Origin of the sequence: Bradyrhizobium cytisi, from assembly GCF_008123515.1 — a bacterium.
GTDB lineage: Bacteria > Pseudomonadota > Alphaproteobacteria > Rhizobiales > Xanthobacteraceae > Bradyrhizobium > Bradyrhizobium cytisi.
The window spans coordinates 201048-224172 of record NZ_VSSR01000042.1; the positions used below are offsets into that span (position 1 = coordinate 201048).

Sequence of the window (23125 nt, forward strand, 5' to 3'; positions counted from 1 at the left end):
CAGCGGAATCGCCGCCTCATTCGCCACTGTCTGGAGTTTGCTTGTGACCATCGCACTCAAGGGCATCATTCCCGTGATGCTGACGCCGTTCACCGAAGCGAAGACGATCGACTATTCCGGCCTCGAAAGGCTGATCGAATGGTATATCGCCAACGGTGCCGACGCATTGTTCGCGGTCGCTCAGTCCAGCGAGATGCAGTTCCTGACGCTGGACGAACGTGTCGAGCTGGCGCGATTTGTCGCCAGGACGGCTGCCGGCCGGCTTCCTGTCATCGCATCCGGGCATATCAGCGAATCCAGGGAGGACCAGCTCACCGAGCTGACATCGATCGCGAAGACGGGCGTCGACGGATTGGTTCTGGTGACCAACCGTCTCGCGTCCCTCGATCCGACGCGGACGATCTTCACCGACAATTTGACCTGGCTGCTCGACCGGCTGCCCAGGGAAATGACCCTCGGTCTTTATGAATGCCCGGCGCCATTTCGCCGGCTTCTCTCCGACGATGAGCTGGCCTTTTGTGCCGACAGCGGCCGTTTCGCGATTCTCAAGGACGTCTCGTGTGATCTCGCGACCGTGCAGCGCCGGGTCAAGCTGACGAACGGCTCGCCGCTGACGATCGTCAACGCCAATGCCGCGATCGCCTTCGACGCGATGAAATCGGGGGCGCCGGGGTTTACCGGTGTGTTCACGAATTTCCATCCCGATCTCTACAAGTGGTTGCTGACCCGGCACACGAAGCATCCGTCGCTGGCGAACGAGCTGTCGGTCTATCTCGCGCTTGCCGCGATGGCTGAGCCGATGGGCTATCCAAAACTGGCCAAGCTCTATCATCAGCGGCTCGGCACCTTTTCCCGTATCGAGAGCCGGGCGGTCGATTTCGACATTCGCGAGCGCTTCTGGGCGCTCGATGCGCTGATCGACAAGATCGTCGAGGGACAGGAGTCGTTCCGCGCGAAGATAGCAGCGGCAGGCTGAGCACGACGCATATGACGATCCGGGCGGCGCCAAAACAGCGGCGCCGGGGGGCTTGCGGCCCTAGCTGAGCTTTCAGGCCAATGACGATCCCGCGCTGAAGCTCGTGATCTACACGCCGGTGTAGCCGCAGAAGCGGTTCCCGCGTGGCAGCGCAAGAGGAGGCAGCAACTCTTCCTGCAGAACACAGGGTGCGCGAAAGGTGCGAATATGCTCGCGCGTGGAATGCCCATCATTCGTGCTGGAGGCACGGTGAGGCCAATCGCTGCTCCGCCGCACATGGAACCGTATGCGGCTGGCGTGCATGCGCTAAAAACTTCCAATGCAACCGTGGCCTGTCGTGGTGCCGATGATCGATGGACGAGAGCGCAACGGTGCATGACCCCGATCGAGTTCGACGATTGATCTGTGACTCTCTCGCCACGCTCGGCATCAAAGTCTCAACCAAGCCATTTCGGTCACAATCGCGGCGCGATCCGGCGGAAGAGTGAGCATCATGATTTGCAAGGTTAAATTGCATTAAAATCTAGCGTTCCTCGCCAGAACGGCGGCCCCGCTTTTTCAATTTGTCGCTTAGCGACTGTTGGATAGGGAAGGGATTGCCCGATGAAGCATCTGACTGGCTCGGCATTGCGCACGAGCTCCACCGATTGCGTCGTTTCGCCACAGCGTGCAAACGGGTTCGCAAGGGTTTTACCGACAGCCTCCGTCAACGACACGCGTAAGAGGACCGAGTCTCAGAATATCCCGGGCAACATCCGCAGGTTCGGTCTGGCTGCCATCGCCATGATCGCCTCGGGGGTGGTGGTTGATACGGCTTCGGCCCAATCTTGTACCGTGGCACCCGATTCGACCGTCACGCTTACATCCGGAAATTGCGCAATCGACGCGAACACCACGCTGACCGGGACGCCGGACGTTCACGCCAGCACAAGCGCGTCCATCACCACCAACAACGTGACCATAAACCCGTTCAATGGCGGGAGCGTTGGCGGGCTTGCCGATACGAATGGCACGATCATCTTCAGCCCAGGATCCAGCATCAATGGCAATTGGAGCATCGGGGCTTCAGCGCAGAGCGGCGGGCAAATCATTTTTTTACCGGGGTCGGCGATCAATCCCGCCTTCGGAGGAGGTGGCACTGCACTCCTGGCCGATGGCACCGGCACAAGGATCAGCTCGACGGGGCTGAGCGTGAGCCTGAACAGTGGCGGCAATAACGTGGCGGCCAGAGCCACGAGCGGCGCCTCCATCGATCTCTCGAACGATACGATCAGCTATGCCGCCGGCGGCGGTGGCAATACCGGATTGTGGGCGACCGGCACGGGTAGCCTGATCGCTTCGACCGGAACCAGCATTTCGATGCCTGGCGGAGGGGGAGGCGACATCGGTGTTCGAGCGGATGGCGGCGCGGCGGTCTCGCTGAACCAGACCACCGTCACCTTAGAAGGCAATGGCGGCGGCGAGACCGGCTTGCTGGCGCAGTCGGCGGGAAGCACGATCACCGCGACCAACAGTGCAATCACCGTGTCCGGAGGCGGTGGCGATGTCGGCGCGAAAGCATTGGACGGTGGAGCGATTTCGCTGACTGGAGGCAGCGTCGCAGCAACCGGTAGCGGCGGCGGCGAAATCGGCATGCAGTCCAGCGGCGCCGGCAGCACACTCACTGCGTCCGGCGCGGTCGTGACTGTTCCAACCAGCGAAAACGGACGTGGTGTTCAGGCCGACAATTCGGGAAGCATGGCGCTCACCGGTGGTACCACCGTGACCACATCCGGCGCGGGCACCCACGCCGCCGGCGTCACGACGGGCGGCGTCTTGAGCATGAGCGGCGGTTCGCTGACGGCGAACGGGAGCGGGGCCAACGCACTCAACGTGAGTGGTGGCGATGTGACGCTCTCCGGCGTGGTCATGACGAGCCCGAACGGCGCCTCGGTCGCAGCGCCTGGTGGCACGAACAATCTGAGTTTCACCGGTGTGACGGCGACAGTCAACAACGGTCAATGGCTGACCGTGAGCGGCGGTGCGGCATTCAACCTCGTTGCCGACAGTTCGAGTTTTCAGGGGACCGCGACCACCGACGGCGGCAGCACTTCAACCGTCACGCTTCAGAACAATTCACTCTGGACGATGACGGGGAATTCCAATCTCACCAACCTGACCAATGCCTGGAGCTTGATCCAGTTCACACCTCCGGGCAGCGACCCGACGCAACTATCCAGCTACAAGACGCTCACCGCGGTGAACTATGTCGGCCAGGGCGGCAGGCTCGGTCTGAACACATATCTGGGAACGGATGGTTCGCCGTCGGACAGGCTCGTCATCGATGGCGGTAACGCGAGCGGCCACTCCTTCTTGCGGATATCGAACACCACCGGCGCCGGCGCGCTCACCAGCGGGAATGGCATCCTTGTCGTCGACGCGATCAACGGTGGGACCACAGACCCTGGATCGTTCAATTTGTCGCGTCCGGTTTTGGCCGGGCCCTATCGATACTCATTGTTCAGATCGAGCGTGGACGCCAGCAATCCGCAGGCCTGGTATTTGCGCTCGGCGCTCGATTGCACTGCTCATCCGAACTTGCGCATCTGTGGCGGTGGCGGTGGCGGTGGCGGTGGCGGTGGCGGTGACGGTGGCGGCGGCGGTGGTGGTGGTGGCGGCGGCGGCGGCGGCGGCGGCGTTCTTCCGGATTATCGGGAAGAGACGTCGCTCTATGCGGCAATCCCGTCGATGACGCTGCTGTATGGGCGCAGTCTGCTCGACTCGCTTCACGAGCGCGTCGGCGACGAAGAAGACGAGCGCGCCCGTGTCAATCCCGAGAACGCGAAGGTTGGTTGGGCTCGCATGATCGGGGTCAATGGCGTGCACCAAGGCGATAGTCTCGGCGTGCTTGGCGGCTCGGCAGGCCCACATTTCTCGTACAATTTCCAGGCGGTGCAGGGCGGCATGGATTTCTACCGGCATGACCGTCCCGATGGTTCGCGCGATCAGGCGGGGGCCTATTTTGCGATTGGCGGTGCCCAGGGGCGGGTTGCTCACTTCGATGGTGAAATGGGCAGCAGCGACTTCGCGGCCTACACGCTCGGCGGCTACTGGACGCATTTCGGGTCGACCGGCTGGTACACTGACGCAATCGTGCAAGGCACCTTCTACGACATTCGCAGCGTGGGTGATTACTCGGGGATTCCGGCGCTCAAGACCGGTGCCCAGGGCGGAGCGGTGTCGTTCGAGGGCGGATATCCGTTCAAGCTTGGAAATGGATATTTCATCGAACCGCAAGCGCAACTGGTCTATCAGAACATCCATATCAACGACGCGGGCGACATCGCTGCCCAAGTCCGCTTTACGGACGTCAATTCGCTCGCCGCCCGCGTCGGCGCCCGGTTTGGCCGGACTTGGGCGATCGATGATAGTGCGCGCACTGTCACAGCCTGGATACGTCCAAATCTCTGGAACGAGTTTCTCGGCAATCCGACAACCCTGTTCTCCTCCGAGACGGGCTTCGTCCCTTTTCACGCAGACCTCGGCGGTCTTTGGGGAGAGATCAACGCCGGCATAAGCGGGCAGATCGATACGACGACGACACTCTACGCCAATGCGTCATACCAGAGCCGCTTTGACGGAGGTGAGTTTGCCTACAACGGAAAGGTTGGACTCCGGATCAACTGGTGATCGTAGGCCGGAATTCGCCCGAAGCCTCAGACGACGTTTGGGACGGTCAATTTCGACTACTTCGAAGATCACGATCCCACTTTGCGCAAGCCGAACGCGTGTACACGCGTTCGGAACAGGCCTTGGTATAGCTGAGCGGCCGGACGTCAGTTTGCGAAAATGGCGGTTGCGAAGGCCAACTTGAAATGTCGAGGGTGAAGGGGAGCAATCCTCGCGTCAGCGCGACGGGCCCATGGCTAACTGCCGCGCCTCGGTGGCGGAATGGCTGGCCAGGCGCTCTTCGGGGTGGTCGTTGCCGGCGGGCACGATGCCACCAACTGCGTCCACATCGGCGCCAGGCCCGTCACGTCGATGTCGAACTTTGCCATCTCCGCCTTTCCGTCCGGCATCGTCTTGCCTTCGCGGACTTGCAGGGTGCGGGATGTCAGCATCGTCTTGACCATGTCGGGATCGACGGCGCCGCTCCACATCTCGTACTTCGTGGCTCGCACCAGAGGCCCGCCGGTCTCCCTGATCGCATCGGCGCCGACCGTCATCGTGATCGTACTCTTGCCGGTCGCCGCGTCGTCGATTTCGGCCGCGAACATCAGCGGCACGCGATTCTTGCTTTCGCAGAACAGGCGCCATTCCATCGTCCGGAATGAAGGATCGTTCTCCTTTTTCCGCACCGCGAACTTGCTGACGTAGGGCCACGTTCCCTTCTCCAGCCGCCACATCGTCTCGGCAAGCGGTCGTGTGTCGATCCCGAACCGATACAGCTCGGCGCGCGTCAGCAGATGCAGATTTTCGAACTTCACGGTGTGGATCAGATCATCAAGCTCGCGGCTGATCCCCATGGCGGCAATGTAGGCGGTGCGATCGCGGTCGGCGGTTGCCGTGCGCTGCTGCCTGAGCTCGGCGAGCAGTCCCGGAGGCGGATGGCCGTGGATGGCGAGGACGAGCCTGGAGTTATGGACCGCCAGCGCGGCGTCGGGTGCCACCTCGCGCGACGTCGCGCCGAGAAACAGGTAACCGCAGGCCGAGTTGCACATCGCATGGTAGGTGGTGAGCTCGGCCTCGATCTCGCCACCTGCGTTCTTCGTCTTCAGGCATGCAGCGTCCACCTGCGTGCCCGCGGCACATGCCGTCGCGATGGTCTGGCCGACCCGCGCCACCGCCTTGCGGCTGCGCAACAGCCGCCCGATGACGTAGGACTGCTCCACATTGCCGCCGGGCGAATGAAGATAGACCGGACGCTGCGTGTCCTTGACGCCGGCGAGGAAGCGGCGAACGCGGGACGCAGCGTCATTATCGACCTGGCCCTCGATCGCGATCCAGCGGTCGCAGCCCGGCCCGCACGCGTCTGCGGGCCCTTTGGCAAGGTAGATCGTGAGCCTGGCGGCAAATCCGGCCTTCTCGGCCGGTGTCTGTTCTGCACGCAATGCGCCGGGAATCGTCAGCGAGGCTACGAGAAGCAGAATACGGGCAAGCATCTAATGAGCAGACCGGGCGGGAAAGGACACGCGCCAACGTTACAGGATGATCGGAGTGGTCACAACTTTTAGTGGCATTCCCGCGTGCGGAGGCTGGGTCCGCCGCAAGCGGCATTGATCCCTCAATCGACGCGTCGCGAGCGGCGAGGGCCGCCGGGCTTCTTCTGTGCGAAATACGGAATTGCGACGCAGCTTGCGGAGCGGCCGACGGCGAGAAATTGGCATTGCTCCAGCGAGGCGCAGCAGCAATCGAAATAGCTGACGCTGCCGTAGATCTGCATGCAGGCAGGACAGTCGGGATCAATAATGGGGATCATAGGTTTGCCCGCGCACGGGAGAGTTCACGCCCGACATGAACGCAATTGTGGCGATCGCGCGTGAGAATGTGGCGACAATGGGGAGAGAAAACGATGCGCGCATTCTTCGATTCTCGGATCACAGGATCGTGCGTGCGACGTTGTTTCGCGCGGTCGCGATGCATGTCGCGTCGATGACGTTGGAACTGCTGAAGACTCTTGTTTCAAAGGGTTTCCGCGCGCGCGTCGCTAAACTTTCATTAATGTTGCGAGGCCCTTTGGAGTGAACTGTTGCGTCGAGGTTACAGCAATTCCGTCGATGGCTGATATGACGTCGCCATGGCCCGGGGGCCTAACGACGAAACTGGAACGGGATTCAAATGAACAAGAATATGTTGCTTGCAGCTGTGAGCCTCGTCGCGATCAGCGCGACTGCACCGGCGCTCGCTGCTGACCTCGCTGCACGTCCTTACACCAAGGCGCCGGCGATGATCGCAACCGTCTATGACTGGAGCGGCTTCTACATCGGTATCAACGGTGGTGGCGCTTCGGCTCACACGACCTGGGATCAGCGCGCTCCGCTGGTTGGCGGCGAAGGCTCGCACAACGCGACCGGCGGTACGGTCGGCGGTCAGGTCGGTTATCGCTGGCAGTCGGCGCAGTGGGTGTTCGGCCTGGAAGGCCAGGGCAACTGGGCTGACTTCTCCGGCGACAATCTCAGCGCGTTGACCGGCTTCACCAATCGCTCGAAGATCGATTCGTTCGGTCTGATCACCGGCCAGGTCGGCTACGCCTGGAACAACGTCCTGCTCTATATCAAGGGCGGTGCGGCTGTGGTTGGCACCAAGAACGAGCTTCGTCTTGCCGGTGCGACCGTTGCTTCCGTCAGCGACAGCCGTTGGGGCGGCACCGTCGGTGCGGGCCTCGAGTTCGGCTTCGCTCCGAATTGGTCGGTTGGTGTCGAGTACAACCACATCTTCCTGTCGGACAAGGACATCACCTTTACTGGTATTCAGACCGATCGCGTTCGCCAGGACGTCGACATGGGTCTCGTCCGCCTGAACTACAAGTTCGGTGGTCCGATCCTCGCCAAGTACTGAGCAAGATACTGAGACGATCGCTTCGCAAGAGGCGGTCGTCGAAAGCCCCGGCCTTGCGCCGGGGCTTTTTTATTATGTAATTCAGCAAGTTAACCATTTCATTTTGAAGCGGCTGTGTCTGCTTGACTCCTGAGAACGAAATGAGAACAATGTTCTTCATACGTTCTGGTGATGGAGCAAGCCATGTTCAGGATCTTCGTGGAAGAAGCCGCTGCACTAACTTCGATCGCACTGTTCGTCGGGATGATCGCGATCTGGGCCCAGGTCATACCGCAGCTCTGATCCCGCAGCTTTAGACCAGCGGTTTTGTAAACCGTTGGTCGGGAACCTGACAGCGCGCCGCTGGGCGGCCCCTTGGGGAAAAGCGGGATGAGGCGGCCGATCGGCGGCTCTGGCGTGGACTCCGGCGCGGCGAGCCCCCACCATTGTGAGGCGAGTCGGCCGGGCGAGTGCAGGATGCCTCCACTGCCGGCAACCGCTCCAACTCATCTGCAAGAGGCCGTCACGCGACCATGCCGAGCGCCGGATTTGTCCACCTTCACGTTCACTCGGCCTATTCGCTGCTCAAGGGCTCGATCAAGATCGCCAAGCTCGCCGAGCTTGCAAAGAAGGACCACCAGCCGGCGCTGGCGCTGACCGACACCGACAATCTGTTCGGTGCGCTGGAATTCTCGGACAAGATGGCGGGTTCCGGAATCCAGCCGATCGTCGGCTGCGAGCTCGCGATCGATTTCGGCGATCAGGACCCCAATGCGCGCAACGCGCTGCCGCCCTCGCGCGTGGTGCTGCTGGCAGCCCAGGAGCGCGGCTATCGCAGCTTGATGCGGCTGAATTCGCGCGCGTTCCTCGAATCGCCCGACAGCCACGCGCCGTTCATCAAGTTCGACTGGTTCGATGGCGAGACCGAGGGACTGATCGCGCTGACCGGCGGCCCGGACGGGCCGATCTCGCTCGCGCTTGCGAGCGGCCAGACCGAGATTGCGGCCGCGCGCTGCGAGCGTCTCGCCGGCCTGTTCGGCGACCGCCTCTATGTCGAATTGCAGCGCCACAACATCGACAAGGAACGGCGCATCGAGAGCGGGCTGATCGACATGGCCTATGCTAAAGGCCTGCCGCTGGTCGCGACCAACGAGCCGTATTTCGCCACGACCGACGACTACGAGGCCCATGATGCGCTGCTCTGCATCGCCGGCGGGCGGCTGATCGCGGAGACCGAGCGCGAGCAGCTCACGCCCGATCACCGCTTCAAGACCCGCGCCGAAATGGCGGTGCTGTTCGCCGATATTCCGGAGGCGCTGGCGTCCACAGTGGAGATCGCCGAGCGGTGCTCGTTCCGCCCGATGACGCGCAAACCGATCCTGCCGTTATTCACGGTCGGCGCCGCTGCGAGCTCCGATGCCGCTGCGGTCGAGTCGACCGAGCTGAAGCGGCAGGCGGAGGAGGGGCTCGCCAATCGTCTGCGCGTGCACGGCCTGTCGCAGGGCACGACGGACGAGGATTACTCCAAGCGGCTGGCGTTCGAGCTCGACGTCATCATGCGCATGAAATACGCGGGCTACTTCCTGATCGTGTCCGACTTCATCAAATGGGCAAAGAGCCAGGGCATTCCGGTCGGGCCGGGCCGTGGCTCCGGCGCGGGCTCGCTGGTGGCGTGGGCGCTGACCATCACCGACCTCGACCCGATCAAGTTCGGCCTGCTGTTCGAGCGCTTCCTCAATCCCGAGCGCGTCTCGATGCCGGACTTCGACATCGACTTCTGCCAGGACCGCCGCGGCGAGGTGATCAAGTACGTGCAGGAGCGCTACGGTCGTGACCAGGTCGCGCAGATCATCACCTTCGGTACGCTGCAGGCGCGCGGCGTGCTGCGCGACGTCGGCCGCGTGCTGCAGATGCCGTACGGCCAGGTCGACAAGCTGACGAAATTGGTGCCGCAGAATCCGGCCGCGCCGGTGACGCTGGCGGCTGCGATCGAGAGCGAGCCAAAGCTTCAGGCCTTCCGCGACGAAGACCCGGTGGTGGCGCGCGCCTTCGACATCGCGCAACGTCTCGAAGGCCTGACCCGCCATGCCTCGACGCACGCCGCCGGCATCGTGATCGGCGATCGCCCCCTAAGCGAGCTCGTGCCGATGTACCGCGATCCGAAGTCGGACATGCCGGTGACCCAGTTCAACATGAAATGGGTCGAGCCGGCCGGTCTCGTCAAGTTCGACTTCCTCGGCCTGAAGACGCTGACCGTGCTCGACGTCGCTTGCAAATTGCTCAAGCCGCGCGACATCCATGTCGATCTCGCGACGCTGCCGATCGACGATGCCGACAGCTACCAGATGCTGGCGCGCGGCGAGGTGGTCGGCGTGTTCCAGGTTGAAAGCCAGGGCATGCGGCGTGCGCTGGTCGACATGCGTCCCGACCGTTTCGAGGACATCATCGCGCTGGTCGCGCTCTATCGCCCGGGCCCGATGGCGAACATCCCGACCTATTGCGCGCGCAAGCATGGCGACGAGGAGCCGGAATATCTCCATCCGGTGCTCGAGCCGATCCTCAAGGAAACCTTCGGCGTCATCATCTACCAGGAACAGGTGATGCAGATCGCGCAGGTGATGTCGGGCTATTCGCTCGGCGACGCCGACCTGTTGCGCCGCGCCATGGGCAAGAAGATCCGCGCCGAGATGGAGAAGCAGCGCGAGATCTTCGTCGCCGGCGCGGTGAAGAACGGCGTGCCGAAGGGGCAGGCCGAGACCATCTTCGAGCTGCTCGCAAAGTTCGCCGACTACGGCTTCAACAAGAGCCATGCGGCGGCCTATGCGCTGGTGTCCTACCACACCGCCTACATGAAGGCGCATTATCCGGTGGAGTTCATCGCAGCGTCGATGACGCTCGATCTCAACAACACCGACAAGCTTTCCGAATTCCGCTCCGAGGCGCAGCGCCTCGGCATCAAGGTCGAGCCGCCGAACATCAATCGCTCCGGCGCGACCTTCGAGGTCGGCGACAAGGTCATCTACTACGCGCTCGCAGCACTCAAGGGCGTCGGCATCCAGGCCATCGATCAGATCATCGAGGAGCGGACCAAGCGGGGCCTGTTCACCTCGCTCGCCGACTTCGCCGCGCGGGTCAATCCGCGGGCGATCAACAAGCGCATTATCGAGAGTTTGGCTGCCGCTGGCGCCTTCGACACGCTGGAGCCGAACCGCGCCCGCGTCTTCGCCGGCGCGGACTCGATTCTGGCCGCCTGCCAGCGCGCCCATCAGGCCGAGACCATCGGCCAGAACGACATGTTCGGCATGTCGGCGGACGCGCCCACCATCATGCTGCCGCAGATCGAGCCGTGGCTGCCGGCCGAGCGGCTGCGCCGCGAATATGACGCGATCGGCTTCTTCCTGTCGGGCCATCCGCTCGACGATTACGCCACCGTGCTGAAGCGGCTGCGGGTGCAGAGCTGGGCGGAATTTTCGCGCGCGGTGAAGACCGGCGCCACCGCCGGCAAGGTCGCGGCCACCGTGGTGTCGCGCATGGAGCGGCGCACCAAGACCGGCAACAAGATGGGCATCATGGGGCTGTCTGATCCCACCGGTCATTTCGAGGCGGTGCTGTTCTCCGAAGGCCTTGCGCAATATCGCGACGTGCTGGAGCCGGGCGCCGCGGTGCTGCTCCAGCTCGGTGCCGAATTGCAGGGCGAGGACGTCCGCGCCCGCGTCCTGCATGCCGAGCCGCTCGATGACGCCGCCGCCAAGACGCAGAAGGGCCTGCGCATCTTCGTGCGTGACACCAAGTCGCTGGACTCGATCGCCAAGCGCCTGGCGGGACCTGAGGCCGCAGACGCCAACGGCGCCGCGCCAAAGATCGGCAGCCCCGGCATCGCACCGCGCGGTGGCGGCGACGGCGAGGTCTCGCTGGTGATGATGCTCGACCTCGAGACCGAGGTCGAGATGAAGCTGCCCGGCCGCTTCAAGGTCTCGCCGCAGATTGCAGGTGCGATCAAGGCGGTCGCGGGCGTGGTGGACGTGCAGCAGATCTAGCCTGCTGCCGCGAAGGCGCGTTGCGGATGTAGTGGTTTCGTCACGTGATCGCGGCTATGATCGGCCGCGACGGTGCTCGTCCATGAGGGCGCGTCCGTCGCGCCGGGAGGGATCGGGACATGTGCGATCAGTGCTCTGGAACCATGCGTGACAGATCAACGCCGTCGCGGCGCTCCGCGATGCTGCTGACCGCTTCGGCGCTGAGCGTCGCTTTCGCCGGCCGAGCCTTCGCCAAGGAGAACAAGAGGCCGCCTAAACCGCAGAACGTGCTGTCGCCGGATGCGGCGCTGAAACGGCTGATGGACGGCAATGCGCGCTACGTCGACGGCGTGACGCGGCGCCACGATTTCAAGCATGAGCGCGAGGCCTTGACCGGCGGCCAGAATCCGTTCGCAGCCGTGCTGAGCTGCGCAGACTCGCGCATCGCGCCGGAATACGCCTTCGACACCGGCCGCGGCGATCTGTTCGTCTGCCGCGTTGCCGGCAATTTTGCCGGCACCGAGACCATCGCCAGCATGGAATACGCGGTCGCCGTGCTCAACACGCCGCTGATCCTCGTGCTCGGCCATGATGCCTGCGGCGCGATCGGTGCGACGCTGAAGGCACTCAAGGACAACACATCGCCGCCGGGACACATTCCCTCGCTGGTCGATGCGATCGCGCCGGCCGCGAAAGCTGCAATGCAGCAGGGCGGGGACGTGCTCGACAAGGCGACCCGGCAGAATGTGGTCGACAACATCGCCAAGCTGAAGTCGGCCGCGCCGATCCTCAGTGCAGCCGTGGAACAGGGCAAGCTGAAGATCGTCGGCGGCATCTATCGGCTCACCACGGGAACCGTGGATCCGATCGCGCAAGGCTGAAGCATAAGGCTGATGCTCACGCAAAAAGGCTGAGGCTTACGCGGAGCTTACACAGGACATCGCGCTCGGCTGGCGCCATGCCGCTGCCTCAATCCGGGACTTTCGTTCAACTGCCGTTCAGCCGGCCGCGCGTCTCATGCGTGCTGGCATCTCAACAACAATAACGAGCAAGCCATGCGCGGGACACACAAGGCCTTCATCTGCCTCCTTCTGCCGATCCTCTTCGTTGCGGGCGCGCTGACACCGGCTCGCGCGCAGCAGCAGGAAAAGCGTATCGCGCTCGTGGTCGGCAACGGCGCCTATGCCAAGTCACCGCTGGCAACCACCGCGAACGATGCCGGCCTGATCGCGCAGACGCTGCAGGCGGCGGGCTTCGACGTGGTCGGCGCACGCGATCTCGACGGCGACACGCTGCGCAAGAGCTTTCGCGATTTCATCCAGAAGGCGCAGGCCTCAGGCCCCGGCACCGTCGCGATGATCTATCTGGCCGGCTATGGCGTGCAGCTCGCCGGCGAGAACTATTTCATCCCGGTCGATTCCAACATCAGCCGCGATACCGACGTTCCGACCGAGGCACTGCGCATCAGCGACTATACCCGCCAGCTCGCCGCGATTCCGCTCAAGGCCAATATCGTCGTGCTCGACGCGGCGCGCGCGCAGCCCTTCATCGAGGGCGGCCAGCAGCCGATCGCGAGCGGCCTGGCGCTGGTCGAGCCCGATCCGAACATGCTGATCGCCTTCAACGCCGCGCCCGGCACGGTGGCGCCGGAAGAGCCGGGGCCGTACGGCATCTATGCGCAATCGCTCGCCGAGATGATCCGCACCGGCGGCCTGTCGTTGCCGGAGGTGTTCGACCGCGTTCGCTTGCGCGTCAACGAGGCCTCCAAGGGCGCGCAGGTGCCGTGGGACGACCAGAAGGTCTCCGCGCAATTCGCCTTCTTCGAGCGCGCCCCGGACGCGCCGCCGCCGCAGGCTGCGCCCGACCAGGTCGCTGCGATCCGCAACAAGCCGATCCGCGATCTCGGCGTGCAGGACGCCTATGCGGCCGCGCTCGAGCGCGACACGCTGCCGGCCTATGAGGAATTTCTCGCCGCCTATCCCGGCGATCCCATGGCGAAGCGCGTGATGGCGATCGTGGCGGCGCGCCGCGAGGCGATCACTTGGCGGCGATCCTATCGCGCCGACACGGCGGACGCCTATTGGTCGTATCTGCGCCGCTATCCGCGCGGACCGCATGCGGGCGATGCGCGTCGGCGTCTGGCGATCCTGACCGCGCCGCTCGAGCCGCCGCCGACCTTCGCGATGATGGACTATGACGTGCCGCCGCCGCCGCCGGCCGAGGTGGTCTATGTCGATCGTCCCGTGCTGTATTTCAGCGACCCTGATTTTGGCTTCGCGCCGCCGCCGCCGCCGCCGGAATATTTCTGTCCGCCGCCGCCGCCGGATTTCGTGGTGCTGGCACCGCCGCTCGCCGTCGTCGGCCTGTTCGTGCTGCCGCAGCCGATGTTCGTGCCGATCCCGGCGTTCTACAGTCCGCCGGTCTATGTCGCGCCGCCGCCGAACAACATCATCTTCAACAACATCCATAACACCACGGTGATCAACACCGTGATCAACCAGCAAGCACCGGCACCAGCAGCGGCAGCGGGTGATCCAGCCATCACCGCGACCGTGGCAGCATCCGGAAAGCCTGTCGGGGCAACGACGGCTGTGCCGCCGACCGTGGTTCAAAAGGCCGCCTTGATTCGGGACAACAAGGCTCCTGTCCCCAAGACAGCCTTGGTCGATCCGACAACGAAGGCCGGCGCGGCAGCCTTGAAGACAAGGAGCCAAGTCACGACGCAGACCGGCAACGCTGCTGCGGGGAGTCCGGCGGGCGCGCCCGGAACCGGCAATGCTACGACGAAGACGGGAGCCCCCGGCGCTCCGGTCACCGGCAACGCAACCGCAACCACGGCCGGAGGCAAGGCCAATCCGGCGACAGCTACCGCGCCGAGCACGGCGGATACGAAGGCCGGTGCGCCGGCCGGCCACTCCTTGCCCGTGCCCGGCCAGACCGCGCCCGCGATCAAGGGCGCGCCACAGACAGGAACTGCTGCCACGGGCACGTCTTCGTCGACGTCCTCGACGAACCCCGTCGGTGGCTCTGGCGCAACCACCAAACCCGGTAGCAGCTCGCAGCCTGCCAACGCCAAACTTACACCGCAGACGACGCCGTCAAATGCGCCGCCTACCGGAGGAGCGCGTCCGAACGTCCAGGAGCATGCCAATACGGCCAATCCCACCAATACGGCCATTGCGCCGGTAAGGCCCAGCGAGACCAAGCTGACCCCGGCAGGTAAGCCGGGCGTGACCACGACCAATGTGACCAATGGAAAGCCGACGCAGCCCTCGCCGCCCGTCGCCGCGCGCGAGCCGATCAAGCCGCAGGGCCAGCGGCCTGCAACGCCATCGCCCGCGCAGGTCACAAGGCCGCCGCCGCCAGCGCCGCACCCGCAGGCGCTCGCAAGGCCGACGCCTCCACCTCCGCCACACGTGGCGCCGCCCCCGCCACCGCGCCCGCCGGTTGCAGCCGCACGGCCCGCTCCGCCACCGCCGCCCGTCGCCAGGCCGGCGCCCCCACCGCCGCCGCCGCGAATGGCGGTCGCGCCACCGCCGCCGCGTCCGGCCGCCCCTCCGCCACGACCGCCTGCGCCGCCGCCAGCGGCGAAAAAATGCCCGCCCAACCAGCCCAGGTGCTAGCGGGTAGGGCGGAAACCCCGAAAAGGGCCTTTCGCGGGCGGTAAAGCCCGGAAAGGCCCTTATTTCCTTGCTTCTGGCCGAAATGGCGCTATACAGCGCGCCATCTCACACGGAAGCATGGCTCACAAGGCCGTCCGGTGGCAGCCGGGGCGAAACGCTCCGTCTTGCTCACACGCTTCCGGAGGAACCAACCGGAGAACTAGAACGATGGCACTACCCGATTTCACTATGCGTCAGCTGCTCGAAGCTGGCGTGCACTTTGGTCACCAGTCTCACCGCTGGAATCCGAAAATGGCTCCGTTCATTTTCGGCGCCCGCAACAACATCCACATCGTCGACCTCGCCCAGACCGTGCCGTTGCTGCACACGGCCCTCCAGGCCGTCAGCGACACGGTTGCCAAGGGCGGCCGCATCCTGTTCGTCGGCACCAAGCGCCAGGCGCAGGACGGCGTCGCGGACGCGGCCAAGCGCTGCGCGCAGTATTTCGTCAATTCGCGCTGGCTCGGCGGCACGCTGACCAACTGGAAGACGATCTCGGCCTCGATCAAGCGTCTGCGTCACCTCGATGAGGTGCTGGCCGGCGGCGAAGCCAGCTCCTACACCAAGAAGGAGCGCCTGACGCTCCAGCGCGAGCGCGACAAGCTCGATCGCTCGCTCGGCGGCATCAAGGACATGGGCGGTCTGCCCGACCTGATCTTCGTGATCGACACCAACAAGGAAGACATCGCGATCCAGGAAGCCCAGCGGCTTAACATTCCGGTCGCCGCGATCGTCGACACCAACTCCGATCCGAAGGGCATCACCTATGTGGTGCCGGGCAATGACGACGCCGGTCGCGCTATTTCGTTGTACTGCGATCTCATTGCGCGCGCCGCGATCGACGGCATCTCGCGCGCCCAGGGCGATTCCGGCATCGACGTCGGCGCCTCGGCCCGTCCAGTCGCCGAAGAGCTGCCCACGACCGCCGGCTTCCAGGGCCTTGCCGGCCCGCGCGGCACCGCCGACGACCTCAAGAAGCTTCCGGGCGTGTCGGGCGCGATCGAGAAGAAGTTCAACGACCTCGGCATCTTCCACTTCTGGCAGCTCGCCGAGCTCGATCACGACACCGCGCACAAGATCGGCGAAGAAGTCGGTCTGCCGAGCCGTGCGGATGCGTGGGTGGCCAAGGCCAAGGCGCTGACCGCGGAAGCGGAATAGTCAAAAAGAGCGATCGGTTGGCCGGATAGGATCCGGCCACCATTTCATTCAGTTGACGCGAATACCTGAGATGGACCGCGGCGGGGCAATTGGAGCCGCGCCGCGGCGAACCGGCAGGCAAGAAGGATTTTCAACGATGGCAACGATCACTGCTGCGATGGTCAAGGATCTGCGCGAGTCCACCGGCGCAGGCATGATGGACTGCAAGGCCGCGCTGACCGAGAACGACGGCAACATGGAAGCGGCGCAGGATTGGCTGCGCAAGAAGGGCTTGTCCAAGGCCGCCAAGAAGTCGGGCCGGGTCGCGGCCGAGGGCCTGATCGGCGCGCTCACCAAGGGCACCAAGGGCGTCGTGGTCGAGGTCAACTCCGAGACCGACTTCGTCGCGCGTAACGGCCAGTTCCAGGGCCTGGTCAAGATGGTCGCCCAGGTCGCTTTCGACGTTGGCGCTGACGTCGAGAAGATCAAGGCCGCCAAGATCGGTGACGTCACGGTGGAAGCTGCGATCAACGACGCGATCGCCACCATCGGCGAGAACATGACGCTGCGTCGTGCCGCTTCGCTCGAAGTGAGCCAGGGCGTGGTGTCGAGCTACATCCACGGTGCGGTCGTCGACGGCGCCGGCAAGATGGGCGTGATCGTGGCGCTGGAATCGCCCGGCAAGGCCGACGAGCTCGCAGCGCTCGGCCGCCAGATCGCGATGCATGTCGCCGCCACCAACCCGCTCGCGCTCGATCCGTCCGGTCTCGATCCGGCTGTCGTCAAGCGTGAGAAGGACGTGCTCGCCGACAAATATCGCCAGCAGGGCAAGCCGGAGAACGTGATCGAGAAGATCGTCGAGTCCGGCCTGAAGACCTACTACAAGGAAGTCTGCCTGCTCGAGCAGGCCTTCATCCACGACACCGGCAAGTCGGTGGCACAGGCGGTGAAGGAAGCCGAAGGCAAGGTCGGCGGCGCCGTGAAGATCGCGGGGTTCGTGCGCTATGCTCTCGGCGAGGGAATCGAGAAGCAGGAATCGGACTTCGCGGCTGAGGTCGCGGCGGCCAGCGGCAAGAAGTAAGCGCCGGAACGTTCCTTCCGGCGTGCCGCCGGAAGCGGCGCCCGGACGAGGAAAGTGCTCATGACTGATCCGGTCTATCGTCGCGTCGTGATCAAGCTGTCCGGCGAATATCTCGCGGGACAGCAAGGCTTTGGCATCGATCAGCCGACCATGGACCGGGTTGCGGACGATCTGATCGCCGCCCGCGAGCTTGGCACCGAGATTGCGGTCGTGATCGGCGGCGGCAATATCTTTCGCGGCGTCGAGGTGTCCTCCCGCGGCGTGTCGCGCCCGACCGGCGACACCATGGGCATGCTTGCCACCATGATGAACTGCCTCGCGCTCGAAGCCACGATCGAGCGTAAGGGCACGCCGGCGAAGGCGCTCTCGGCGTTCGTCATGCCCGAGGTTTCCGAGCTGTTCACCCGCGCCGCGGCGCACAAATACCTCGCCGAGGGCCGGATCCTGTTGCTCGGCGGCGGAACCGGCAATCCGTTCTTCACCACGGACACGACGGCGGTGCTGCGCGCCGCCGAGATCGGTGCCGAGGTGGTGCTGAAGGCGACCAACGTCGACGGCGTCTACTCGGCCGATCCGAAGAAGGACCCGTCCGCTACGCGATTCGATCGGCTGACGCATTCGCAGGCCATCGAGGGCGGCTACAAGGTGATGGATGCGACCGCCTTCGCACTTGCCCGCGAGACATCGCTGCCTATCATCGTGTTTTCGATCGCGGAGCCCGGCTCGATCGGCGCGATTCTATGCGGCGCCGGCCACGGGACGATCGTCGCCGGCTGACGGCTCATCTGGCGCGCCCGAGGGCGCGGTGAGGTCGCCGGGATATTGAAGGAGAAACGTGATGGCCACGGATAATTTCGACCTCAACGAAGTGAAGCGCCGCATGCAGGGCGCGGTCCAGTCGCTCAAGCACGAGCTTGGCGGCCTGCGTACGGGCCGCGCGTCGGCCTCGATGCTCGATCCGGTGCAGGTCGAGGCTTATGGCAGTCACATGCCGCTCAATCAGCTCGCCACCGTCAGCGTGCCCGAGCCGCGCCTGATCTCGGTGCAGGTCTGGGACAAGTCGATGGTGAAGCCGGTCGAGAAGGCGATCGTCGATTCCAATCTCGGCCTGTCGCCGGCAACCGAAGGCCAGGTGCTGCGCCTGCGCATTCCCGAGCTGAACGAGGAGCGCCGCAAGGAGCTGGTCAAGGTCGCGCACAAATACGCCGAAGCCGCCAAGGTGGCCGCGCGTCATGTCCGTCGCGACGGTCTCGATGTTCTGAAGAAGCTGGAGAAGAATCACGAGATGTCGGAGGACGATCAGAAGCGTCACGCCGACGAGGTGCAGAAGGTGACCGACGGCACCATCACCGAGATCGACCAGCTGCTGGCCGCCAAGGAAAAAGAAATCCTCACCGTCTAAAGTTCGATGAGCATGATCGTCACGCTCTGGAGTATTGTTCGTACATGATCTCCGCGCAAACGCGTTCCGCGTTTGTCGCGAGGGAACACCGCTTCGCACCTTGCGCTCACGCGGCCCTTCGGGTCCGGATCATGTTTTAAGGCTGCCGTCATGTCCAACGCCGCCGCGCCCGCCACGGAAGGACCAGACCGGTCCGACGCGCCTGCGCATGTCGCCATCATCATGGATGGCAACGGGCGGTGGGCGGCTGCGCGCGGTCTGCCGCGGGCGGAGGGGCATCGCCGCGGCGTCGAGGCGCTGCGCCGCGTGGTGCGTGCCTCGCACGAGCTCGGCATCCGCTATCTCACCATCTTCTCGTTCTCCTCGGAGAACTGGTCGCGCCCGGCGAGCGAGATCGGCGATCTCTTCGGTCTGCTCAAGCGCTTCATCCGCAACGATCTCGCGACCCTGCATCGCGACGGCGTCAAGGTTCGGATCATCGGCGAGCGCGACGGGCTCGAGGGCGACATCTGCGCGCTGCTGAACGAGGCCGAGGAATTGACGCGCGACAACACGCGCCTCACGCTCATTGTCGCCTTCAACTACGGCTCGCGGCAGGAGATTGCGAAAGCGGCCCAGAAGCTTGCGCGCGAAGTCGCAGACGGCAGGCGCGATCCTGCCTCGATCGACGCCGATGCTCTCGGCGCCCATCTCGACGCGCCCGACATTCCCGATCCCGATCTCATCATCCGCACCAGCGGTGAGCAGCGCCTGTCCAATTTCCTGATGTGGCAGGCTGCCTATAGCGAGCTCGTGTTCGTGCCGGTCCATTGGCCCGATTTCGACAAGGCGGCGCTTGAAAGCGCGATCGCCGAATTCGCCAGGCGCGAGCGCCGTTTCGGCGGCCTGGTCGCGAAAACCGCCTCGTGAGCGAACACGACGCCGCACCGGCGGGCTCTGCGCCCGCTTCCAGCAATCTAGTGATGCGAGTCCTCGCAGCGCTGGTGCTGGCGCCGCTCGCGATTGCGCTCGCCTATGCCGGCGGCTGGCTATGGGCGCTCCTCGTTACCCTGGTGTCGATCGGGCTGTTCGCGGAATGGCTGATGGTGGTGGGGGCGGGGTCTGCCGCGCTGACCGCTTCCGGGACAATCGTTCTCGCCATCATGGGTTTCTGCGCCGCGTTCGGTGCCCTCAAGACCGGCGTCATCGCCGGCTGTGTCGGCGGCGCGATCGTGACGCTGATCGCGCGGGGCAAGTTCGTCTGGGCCGCAACCGGATTCGCCTATGCTTCCGCGGCCCTGCTGGCCTCGATTCTGGTGCGGCAGGATCTCGCGCACGGCTTCGCCGCGCTGATGTTCGTGCTGCTGGTGGTGTGGGCGACCGATATTGGCGGTTATTTCGCTGGCCGCAGCATTGGCGGACCGAAGCTATGGCCGCGCGTCAGCCCCAAGAAGACCTGGGCCGGCGCGTTCGGCAGCTTTGCGGCGAGCCTTGCGGTCGCGGCCGGCTTTGCCGCCTGCGGGACCGGAAAGGCGGTTCCGCTGCTGCTCGTGAGCGCCGTCCTGACCGTGGTTTCGCAGCTCGGGGATCTCTTCGAATCCGCGGTGAAAAGACGCTTCGGCGTCAAGGATTCCAGTCACTTAATTCCCGGCCATGGCGGACTTCTGGACCGCCTCGACGGCTTTGTCGCCGCCATCCTGGTGGCATGGATTATCGGCTTCCTCCGCCATGGTGTGCATAGCGCCGGAAGCGGTCTTATGGTTTGGTGAGGATATGAGCGCTGTCCCTTTGCGTAACAACAAGCCTGTTGCGGCCGACATCCGCAGCGTCACGGTGCTCGGTGCCACCGGCTCGATCGGCGACAGCACGATGGATCTGCTGCGCGCCTCGCCCGAGCGCTATCGCGTCGAGGCCCTGACCGCGAACGGCAATGTCGAGGCGCTGGCGAAGCTTGCGAAGGAATTCTCCGCGCGCTTCGTCGCGATCGCAGACGCCTCCAAGCTTGCCGAGCTCAAGTCCGCACTTGCAGGCACGAGCACCGAATGCGGCGCCGGCGAAAGCGCGGTGATCGAGGCGGGCGCGCGTCCGGCCGATTGGGTGATGGCGGCGGTGAGCGGCGCGGCCGGACTGAAGCCGGCTCTGGCTGCGGTCGATCGCGGCGCGCATGTCGCGCTCGCCAACAAGGAATGCCTGGTTTGCGCCGGCGATTTCTTCATGCAGCGCGCGGCGAAGGCGGGCGCCTGTATCTTGCCGGCCGATTCCGAGCACAACGCGCTGTTCCAGGCGCTGGCATCGGGCAATCGCGACGAGCTGGTTCGCGTCATCATCACCGCCTCGGGCGGCCCGTTCCGCACCTGGAAGCCGGCCGACATCGAGCAGGCGACCCTCGAGCAGGCCCTGAAGCATCCGAACTGGAGCATGGGCCAGAAGATCACGATCGATTCCGCCTCGATGATGAACAAGGGGCTCGAGGTGATCGAGGCGTCCTATCTGTTCGCGCTGAGCCCGGACGAGATCGACGTTCTGGTGCATCCGCAGTCGATCATTCACGGCATGGTCGAGTTCTCCGACCGCTCGGTCATGGCCCAGCTCGGCTCCCCGGACATGCGCACGCCGATCGCCCATTGCCTCGGCTGGCCCGACCGGATCAAGGGACCGGCAGCAAAGCTCGATCTGGCCAAGATTGGCCAGTTGACCTTCGAGGCACCGGATTTCGAGCGATTCCCCGGGCTGCGCCTGGCCTTCGATGCGCTCCGGCACGGGAAGGGGGCAACCACCGTCTACAACGCCGCCAACGAGGTCGCGGTCGCGGCCTTCATCGCCGGCAAGATCCGGTTCGGCGCCATTGCCCGGCTGGTCGAGGCGACGTTGGAGGACTGGATCCGGGGCGGGAACCACGGCCCCATGACCTCAGCGGACGATGCAATATCCGTTGACCATGTTTCGCGAAATAAAGCTGCCGCCCTATTGCCTCAAATTGCCTTAAAGGCATCCTAGGTAGTTCGGGGCCAGGGCCTTGCGGCGCTGGATGAGGGAATTCGATGATCGACTTTTTCGTCCATAGTTTCAATACGTTGAGCCATGGGCTCCTCGGTTACGCGGTTCCCTTCCTGTTCGTCCTGACCATCGTCGTGTTCTTCCACGAGCTTGGCCATTTTCTGGTCGCGCGGTGGGCCGGCGTTCGGGTGTTAACCTTTTCGCTCGGTTTCGGACCTGAGCTGGTTGGTTTCAACGACCGCCACGGCACCCGCTGGAAGATCTCGGCGATCCCGCTCGGCGGCTACGTCAAGTTCTTCGGCGACGAGAGCGAGGCTTCGACCCCGTCAGCCGAAGCGCTGGCGGCCATGACGGCCGAGGAGCGCGCCGGCAGCTTCCACCACAAGAAGGTCGGCCCGCGCGCCGCCATCGTCGCGGCCGGTCCGATTGCCAATTTTATCCTCGGTGCCCTGATTTTCGCAGGCATGGCCCTGTATTACGGCAAGCCGAGCACGATCGCGCGCGTCGACGGCGTCGTCGCCGAAGGCGCTGCGGCCGCCGCCGGCTTCAAGATCGGCGACGTCGTCGTGCAGATCGACGGCAAGCCGATCGAAAGCTTTGCCGACATGCAGCGGATCGTCGCGACGAGCGCCGGTTCAGCGCTGGCTTTCCAGGTGAAGCGGGATGGCGCGATCGTGTCGCTGACCGCGACGCCGGCGCTGCTCGAGCGCAAGGATCCGTTCGGCAACAGCCACCACGTCGGCGTGCTCGGCGTCGAGCACAAGTCGCAGACCGGTGAGGCCTCGACCGCCCCGGTCGGTGTCGGCGAGGCGCTCAAGATCGGGGGCGAGCAGGTCTGGTTCATCATCACCAGCACCTTCAAGTTCCTGGGCTCCTTGTTCATCGGCCAGGGCAATCCGAATGAGGTCAGCGGCGTGCTTGGCATTGCCAAGATGTCGGGGCAGGCGGCCAGCGCCGGGTTCCAGTTCGTGATCAATCTGTGCGCCGTGCTGTCGGTCTCGATCGGGCTTCTGAACCTGTTCCCGATCCCGCTGCTAGATGGCGGGCACCTTCTGTTCTACACGGCCGAGGTGGTCCGGGGCCGTCCGCTGTCCGAGCGGACCCAGGAGATGGGATTCCGAATCGGGCTCGGCCTGGTGCTGATGCTGATGGTGTTTGCCACCTACAACGACATCCTGCGAATGGCGGCTTCTTGATAGGGGCTTTTGTGTGGCGTTGCTATTGGGCAACGTCTTGGAATGAAATTGAAATTGCGGCGCGCTCGGCCGTTTGCGGCGTCGGTGAAATTGGCTACAAGCGGCTTCGAACTTGGGGAATCTCCCAGACCGACTTTGGGGTTGGGTCTGGTAAGTTGATAAG

At 64.4% G+C, this 23125-nt stretch carries 17 protein-coding genes; 15 read left to right on the forward strand and 2 right to left on the reverse strand.

All coding sequences use genetic code 11. The features are described 5' to 3' along the window. Positions 1–43 precede the first annotated feature (43 nt). Both FXB38_RS25400 and FXB38_RS25405 read left to right on the forward strand, forming a co-directional pair. Complete coding sequence (locus tag FXB38_RS25400; protein ID WP_148753672.1) at positions 44–976, forward strand: dihydrodipicolinate synthase family protein; 933 nt, start codon at positions 44–46, stop codon at positions 974–976. A gap of 603 nt (positions 977–1579) precedes the next feature. Beyond that, positions 1580–4645: an autotransporter family protein gene (locus tag FXB38_RS25405; protein WP_148753673.1), complete on the forward strand. Its 3066-nt coding sequence runs from the start codon at positions 1580–1582 to the stop codon at positions 4643–4645. Positions 4646–4881: 236 nt separating this feature from the next. On the opposite strand, the gene FXB38_RS25415 is transcribed toward FXB38_RS25405, so the two are convergent. Both FXB38_RS25415 and FXB38_RS25420 read right to left on the reverse strand, forming a co-directional pair. Next, positions 4882–6117 carry a hypothetical protein gene (locus FXB38_RS25415; RefSeq protein WP_148753674.1) on the reverse strand — a complete coding sequence of 412 codons (1236 nt, stop codon included), beginning with the start codon at positions 6115–6117 and terminating at the stop codon, positions 4882–4884. Between the two features lie 122 nt (positions 6118–6239). Then, on the reverse strand, positions 6240–6434 hold the full coding sequence (locus tag FXB38_RS25420; RefSeq protein WP_246230120.1) for a DUF3551 domain-containing protein: 195 nt from the start codon (positions 6432–6434) through the stop codon (positions 6240–6242). 35 nt (positions 6435–6469) lie between these two features. Here FXB38_RS25420 and FXB38_RS25425 point away from each other — a divergent pair, with 35 nt between their 5' ends. The 13 genes from FXB38_RS25425 (at position 6470) to rseP (ending at position 22962) form a co-directional block, all read left to right on the forward strand. Then, positions 6470–6700: a hypothetical protein gene (locus tag FXB38_RS25425; RefSeq protein ID WP_148753675.1), complete on the forward strand. Its 231-nt coding sequence runs from the start codon at positions 6470–6472 to the stop codon at positions 6698–6700. A gap of 93 nt (positions 6701–6793) precedes the next feature. Next, a complete protein-coding gene (locus FXB38_RS25430; RefSeq protein WP_148753676.1) occupies positions 6794–7513 on the forward strand; it encodes an outer membrane protein in 720 nt (239 codons plus the stop codon). 512 nt (positions 7514–8025) lie between these two features. Continuing rightward, complete coding sequence (gene dnaE, locus FXB38_RS25435; protein WP_148753677.1) at positions 8026–11529, forward strand: DNA polymerase III subunit alpha; 3504 nt, start codon at positions 8026–8028, stop codon at positions 11527–11529. A 119-nt stretch (positions 11530–11648) separates the two neighbouring features. After that, a complete protein-coding gene (locus FXB38_RS25440) occupies positions 11649–12389 on the forward strand; it encodes a carbonic anhydrase (protein WP_148753678.1) in 741 nt (246 codons plus the stop codon). Positions 12390–12563: 174 nt separating this feature from the next. Further along, on the forward strand, positions 12564–15131 hold the full coding sequence (locus FXB38_RS25445) for a caspase family protein (protein WP_187435135.1): 2568 nt from the start codon (positions 12564–12566) through the stop codon (positions 15129–15131). 207 nt (positions 15132–15338) lie between these two features. Continuing rightward, entirely contained in the window at positions 15339–16328 is a 990-nt protein-coding gene (locus FXB38_RS25450; RefSeq protein WP_148753680.1) for a 30S ribosomal protein S2, read from the forward strand. 136 nt (positions 16329–16464) lie between these two features. Then, entirely contained in the window at positions 16465–17388 is a 924-nt protein-coding gene (gene tsf, locus FXB38_RS25455) for a translation elongation factor Ts (protein ID WP_148753681.1), read from the forward strand. A gap of 60 nt (positions 17389–17448) precedes the next feature. Further along, on the forward strand, positions 17449–18165 hold the full coding sequence (gene pyrH / locus FXB38_RS25460; RefSeq protein WP_148753682.1) for a UMP kinase: 717 nt from the start codon (positions 17449–17451) through the stop codon (positions 18163–18165). Positions 18166–18226: 61 nt separating this feature from the next. Then, complete coding sequence (gene frr / locus FXB38_RS25465; RefSeq protein WP_148753683.1) at positions 18227–18790, forward strand: ribosome recycling factor; 564 nt, start codon at positions 18227–18229, stop codon at positions 18788–18790. Positions 18791–18940: 150 nt separating this feature from the next. Continuing rightward, positions 18941–19699, forward strand: coding sequence for an isoprenyl transferase (locus FXB38_RS25470; RefSeq protein WP_148753684.1), 759 nt, complete (start codon positions 18941–18943; stop codon positions 19697–19699). 53 nt (positions 19700–19752) lie between these two features. Beyond that, the gene (locus tag FXB38_RS25475) at positions 19753–20538 is read left to right on the forward strand and encodes a phosphatidate cytidylyltransferase (RefSeq protein WP_430640187.1); all 786 of its coding nucleotides are present in this window, start codon (positions 19753–19755) and stop codon (positions 20536–20538) included. A 4-nt stretch (positions 20539–20542) separates the two neighbouring features. Next, positions 20543–21766 carry a 1-deoxy-D-xylulose-5-phosphate reductoisomerase gene (dxr, locus tag FXB38_RS25480; protein WP_148753686.1) on the forward strand — a complete coding sequence of 408 codons (1224 nt, stop codon included), beginning with the start codon at positions 20543–20545 and terminating at the stop codon, positions 21764–21766. Positions 21767–21810: 44 nt separating this feature from the next. After that, a complete protein-coding gene (gene rseP, locus FXB38_RS25485) occupies positions 21811–22962 on the forward strand; it encodes an RIP metalloprotease RseP (RefSeq protein ID WP_148753687.1) in 1152 nt (383 codons plus the stop codon). Positions 22963–23125 lie beyond the last annotated feature (163 nt).

Bases quoted from the DNA above. Each gene is read 5' to 3' on its own strand.
- FXB38_RS25405 (WP_148753673.1), top strand. From the start codon at position 1,580: ATGAAGCATCTGACTGGCTCGGCATTGCGCACGAGCTCCACCGATTGC.
- FXB38_RS25415 (WP_148753674.1), bottom strand. From the start codon at position 6,117: ATGCTTGCCCGTATTCTGCTTCTCGTAGCCTCGCTGACGATTCCCGGC.
- FXB38_RS25420 (WP_246230120.1), bottom strand. From the start codon at position 6,434: ATGATCCCCATTATTGATCCCGACTGTCCTGCCTGCATGCAGATCTAC.
- FXB38_RS25425 (WP_148753675.1), top strand. From the start codon at position 6,470: ATGAACGCAATTGTGGCGATCGCGCGTGAGAATGTGGCGACAATGGGG.
- FXB38_RS25430 (WP_148753676.1), top strand. From the start codon at position 6,794: ATGAACAAGAATATGTTGCTTGCAGCTGTGAGCCTCGTCGCGATCAGC.
- dnaE (WP_148753677.1), top strand. From the start codon at position 8,026: ATGCCGAGCGCCGGATTTGTCCACCTTCACGTTCACTCGGCCTATTCG.
- FXB38_RS25440 (WP_148753678.1), top strand. From the start codon at position 11,649: ATGTGCGATCAGTGCTCTGGAACCATGCGTGACAGATCAACGCCGTCG.
- FXB38_RS25445 (WP_187435135.1), top strand. From the start codon at position 12,564: ATGCGCGGGACACACAAGGCCTTCATCTGCCTCCTTCTGCCGATCCTC.
- FXB38_RS25450 (WP_148753680.1), top strand. From the start codon at position 15,339: ATGGCACTACCCGATTTCACTATGCGTCAGCTGCTCGAAGCTGGCGTG.
- tsf (WP_148753681.1), top strand. From the start codon at position 16,465: ATGGCAACGATCACTGCTGCGATGGTCAAGGATCTGCGCGAGTCCACC.
- pyrH (WP_148753682.1), top strand. From the start codon at position 17,449: ATGACTGATCCGGTCTATCGTCGCGTCGTGATCAAGCTGTCCGGCGAA.
- frr (WP_148753683.1), top strand. From the start codon at position 18,227: ATGGCCACGGATAATTTCGACCTCAACGAAGTGAAGCGCCGCATGCAG.
- FXB38_RS25470 (WP_148753684.1), top strand. From the start codon at position 18,941: ATGTCCAACGCCGCCGCGCCCGCCACGGAAGGACCAGACCGGTCCGAC.
- FXB38_RS25475 (WP_430640187.1), top strand. From the start codon at position 19,753: ATGCGAGTCCTCGCAGCGCTGGTGCTGGCGCCGCTCGCGATTGCGCTC.
- dxr (WP_148753686.1), top strand. From the start codon at position 20,543: ATGAGCGCTGTCCCTTTGCGTAACAACAAGCCTGTTGCGGCCGACATC.
- rseP (WP_148753687.1), top strand. From the start codon at position 21,811: ATGATCGACTTTTTCGTCCATAGTTTCAATACGTTGAGCCATGGGCTC.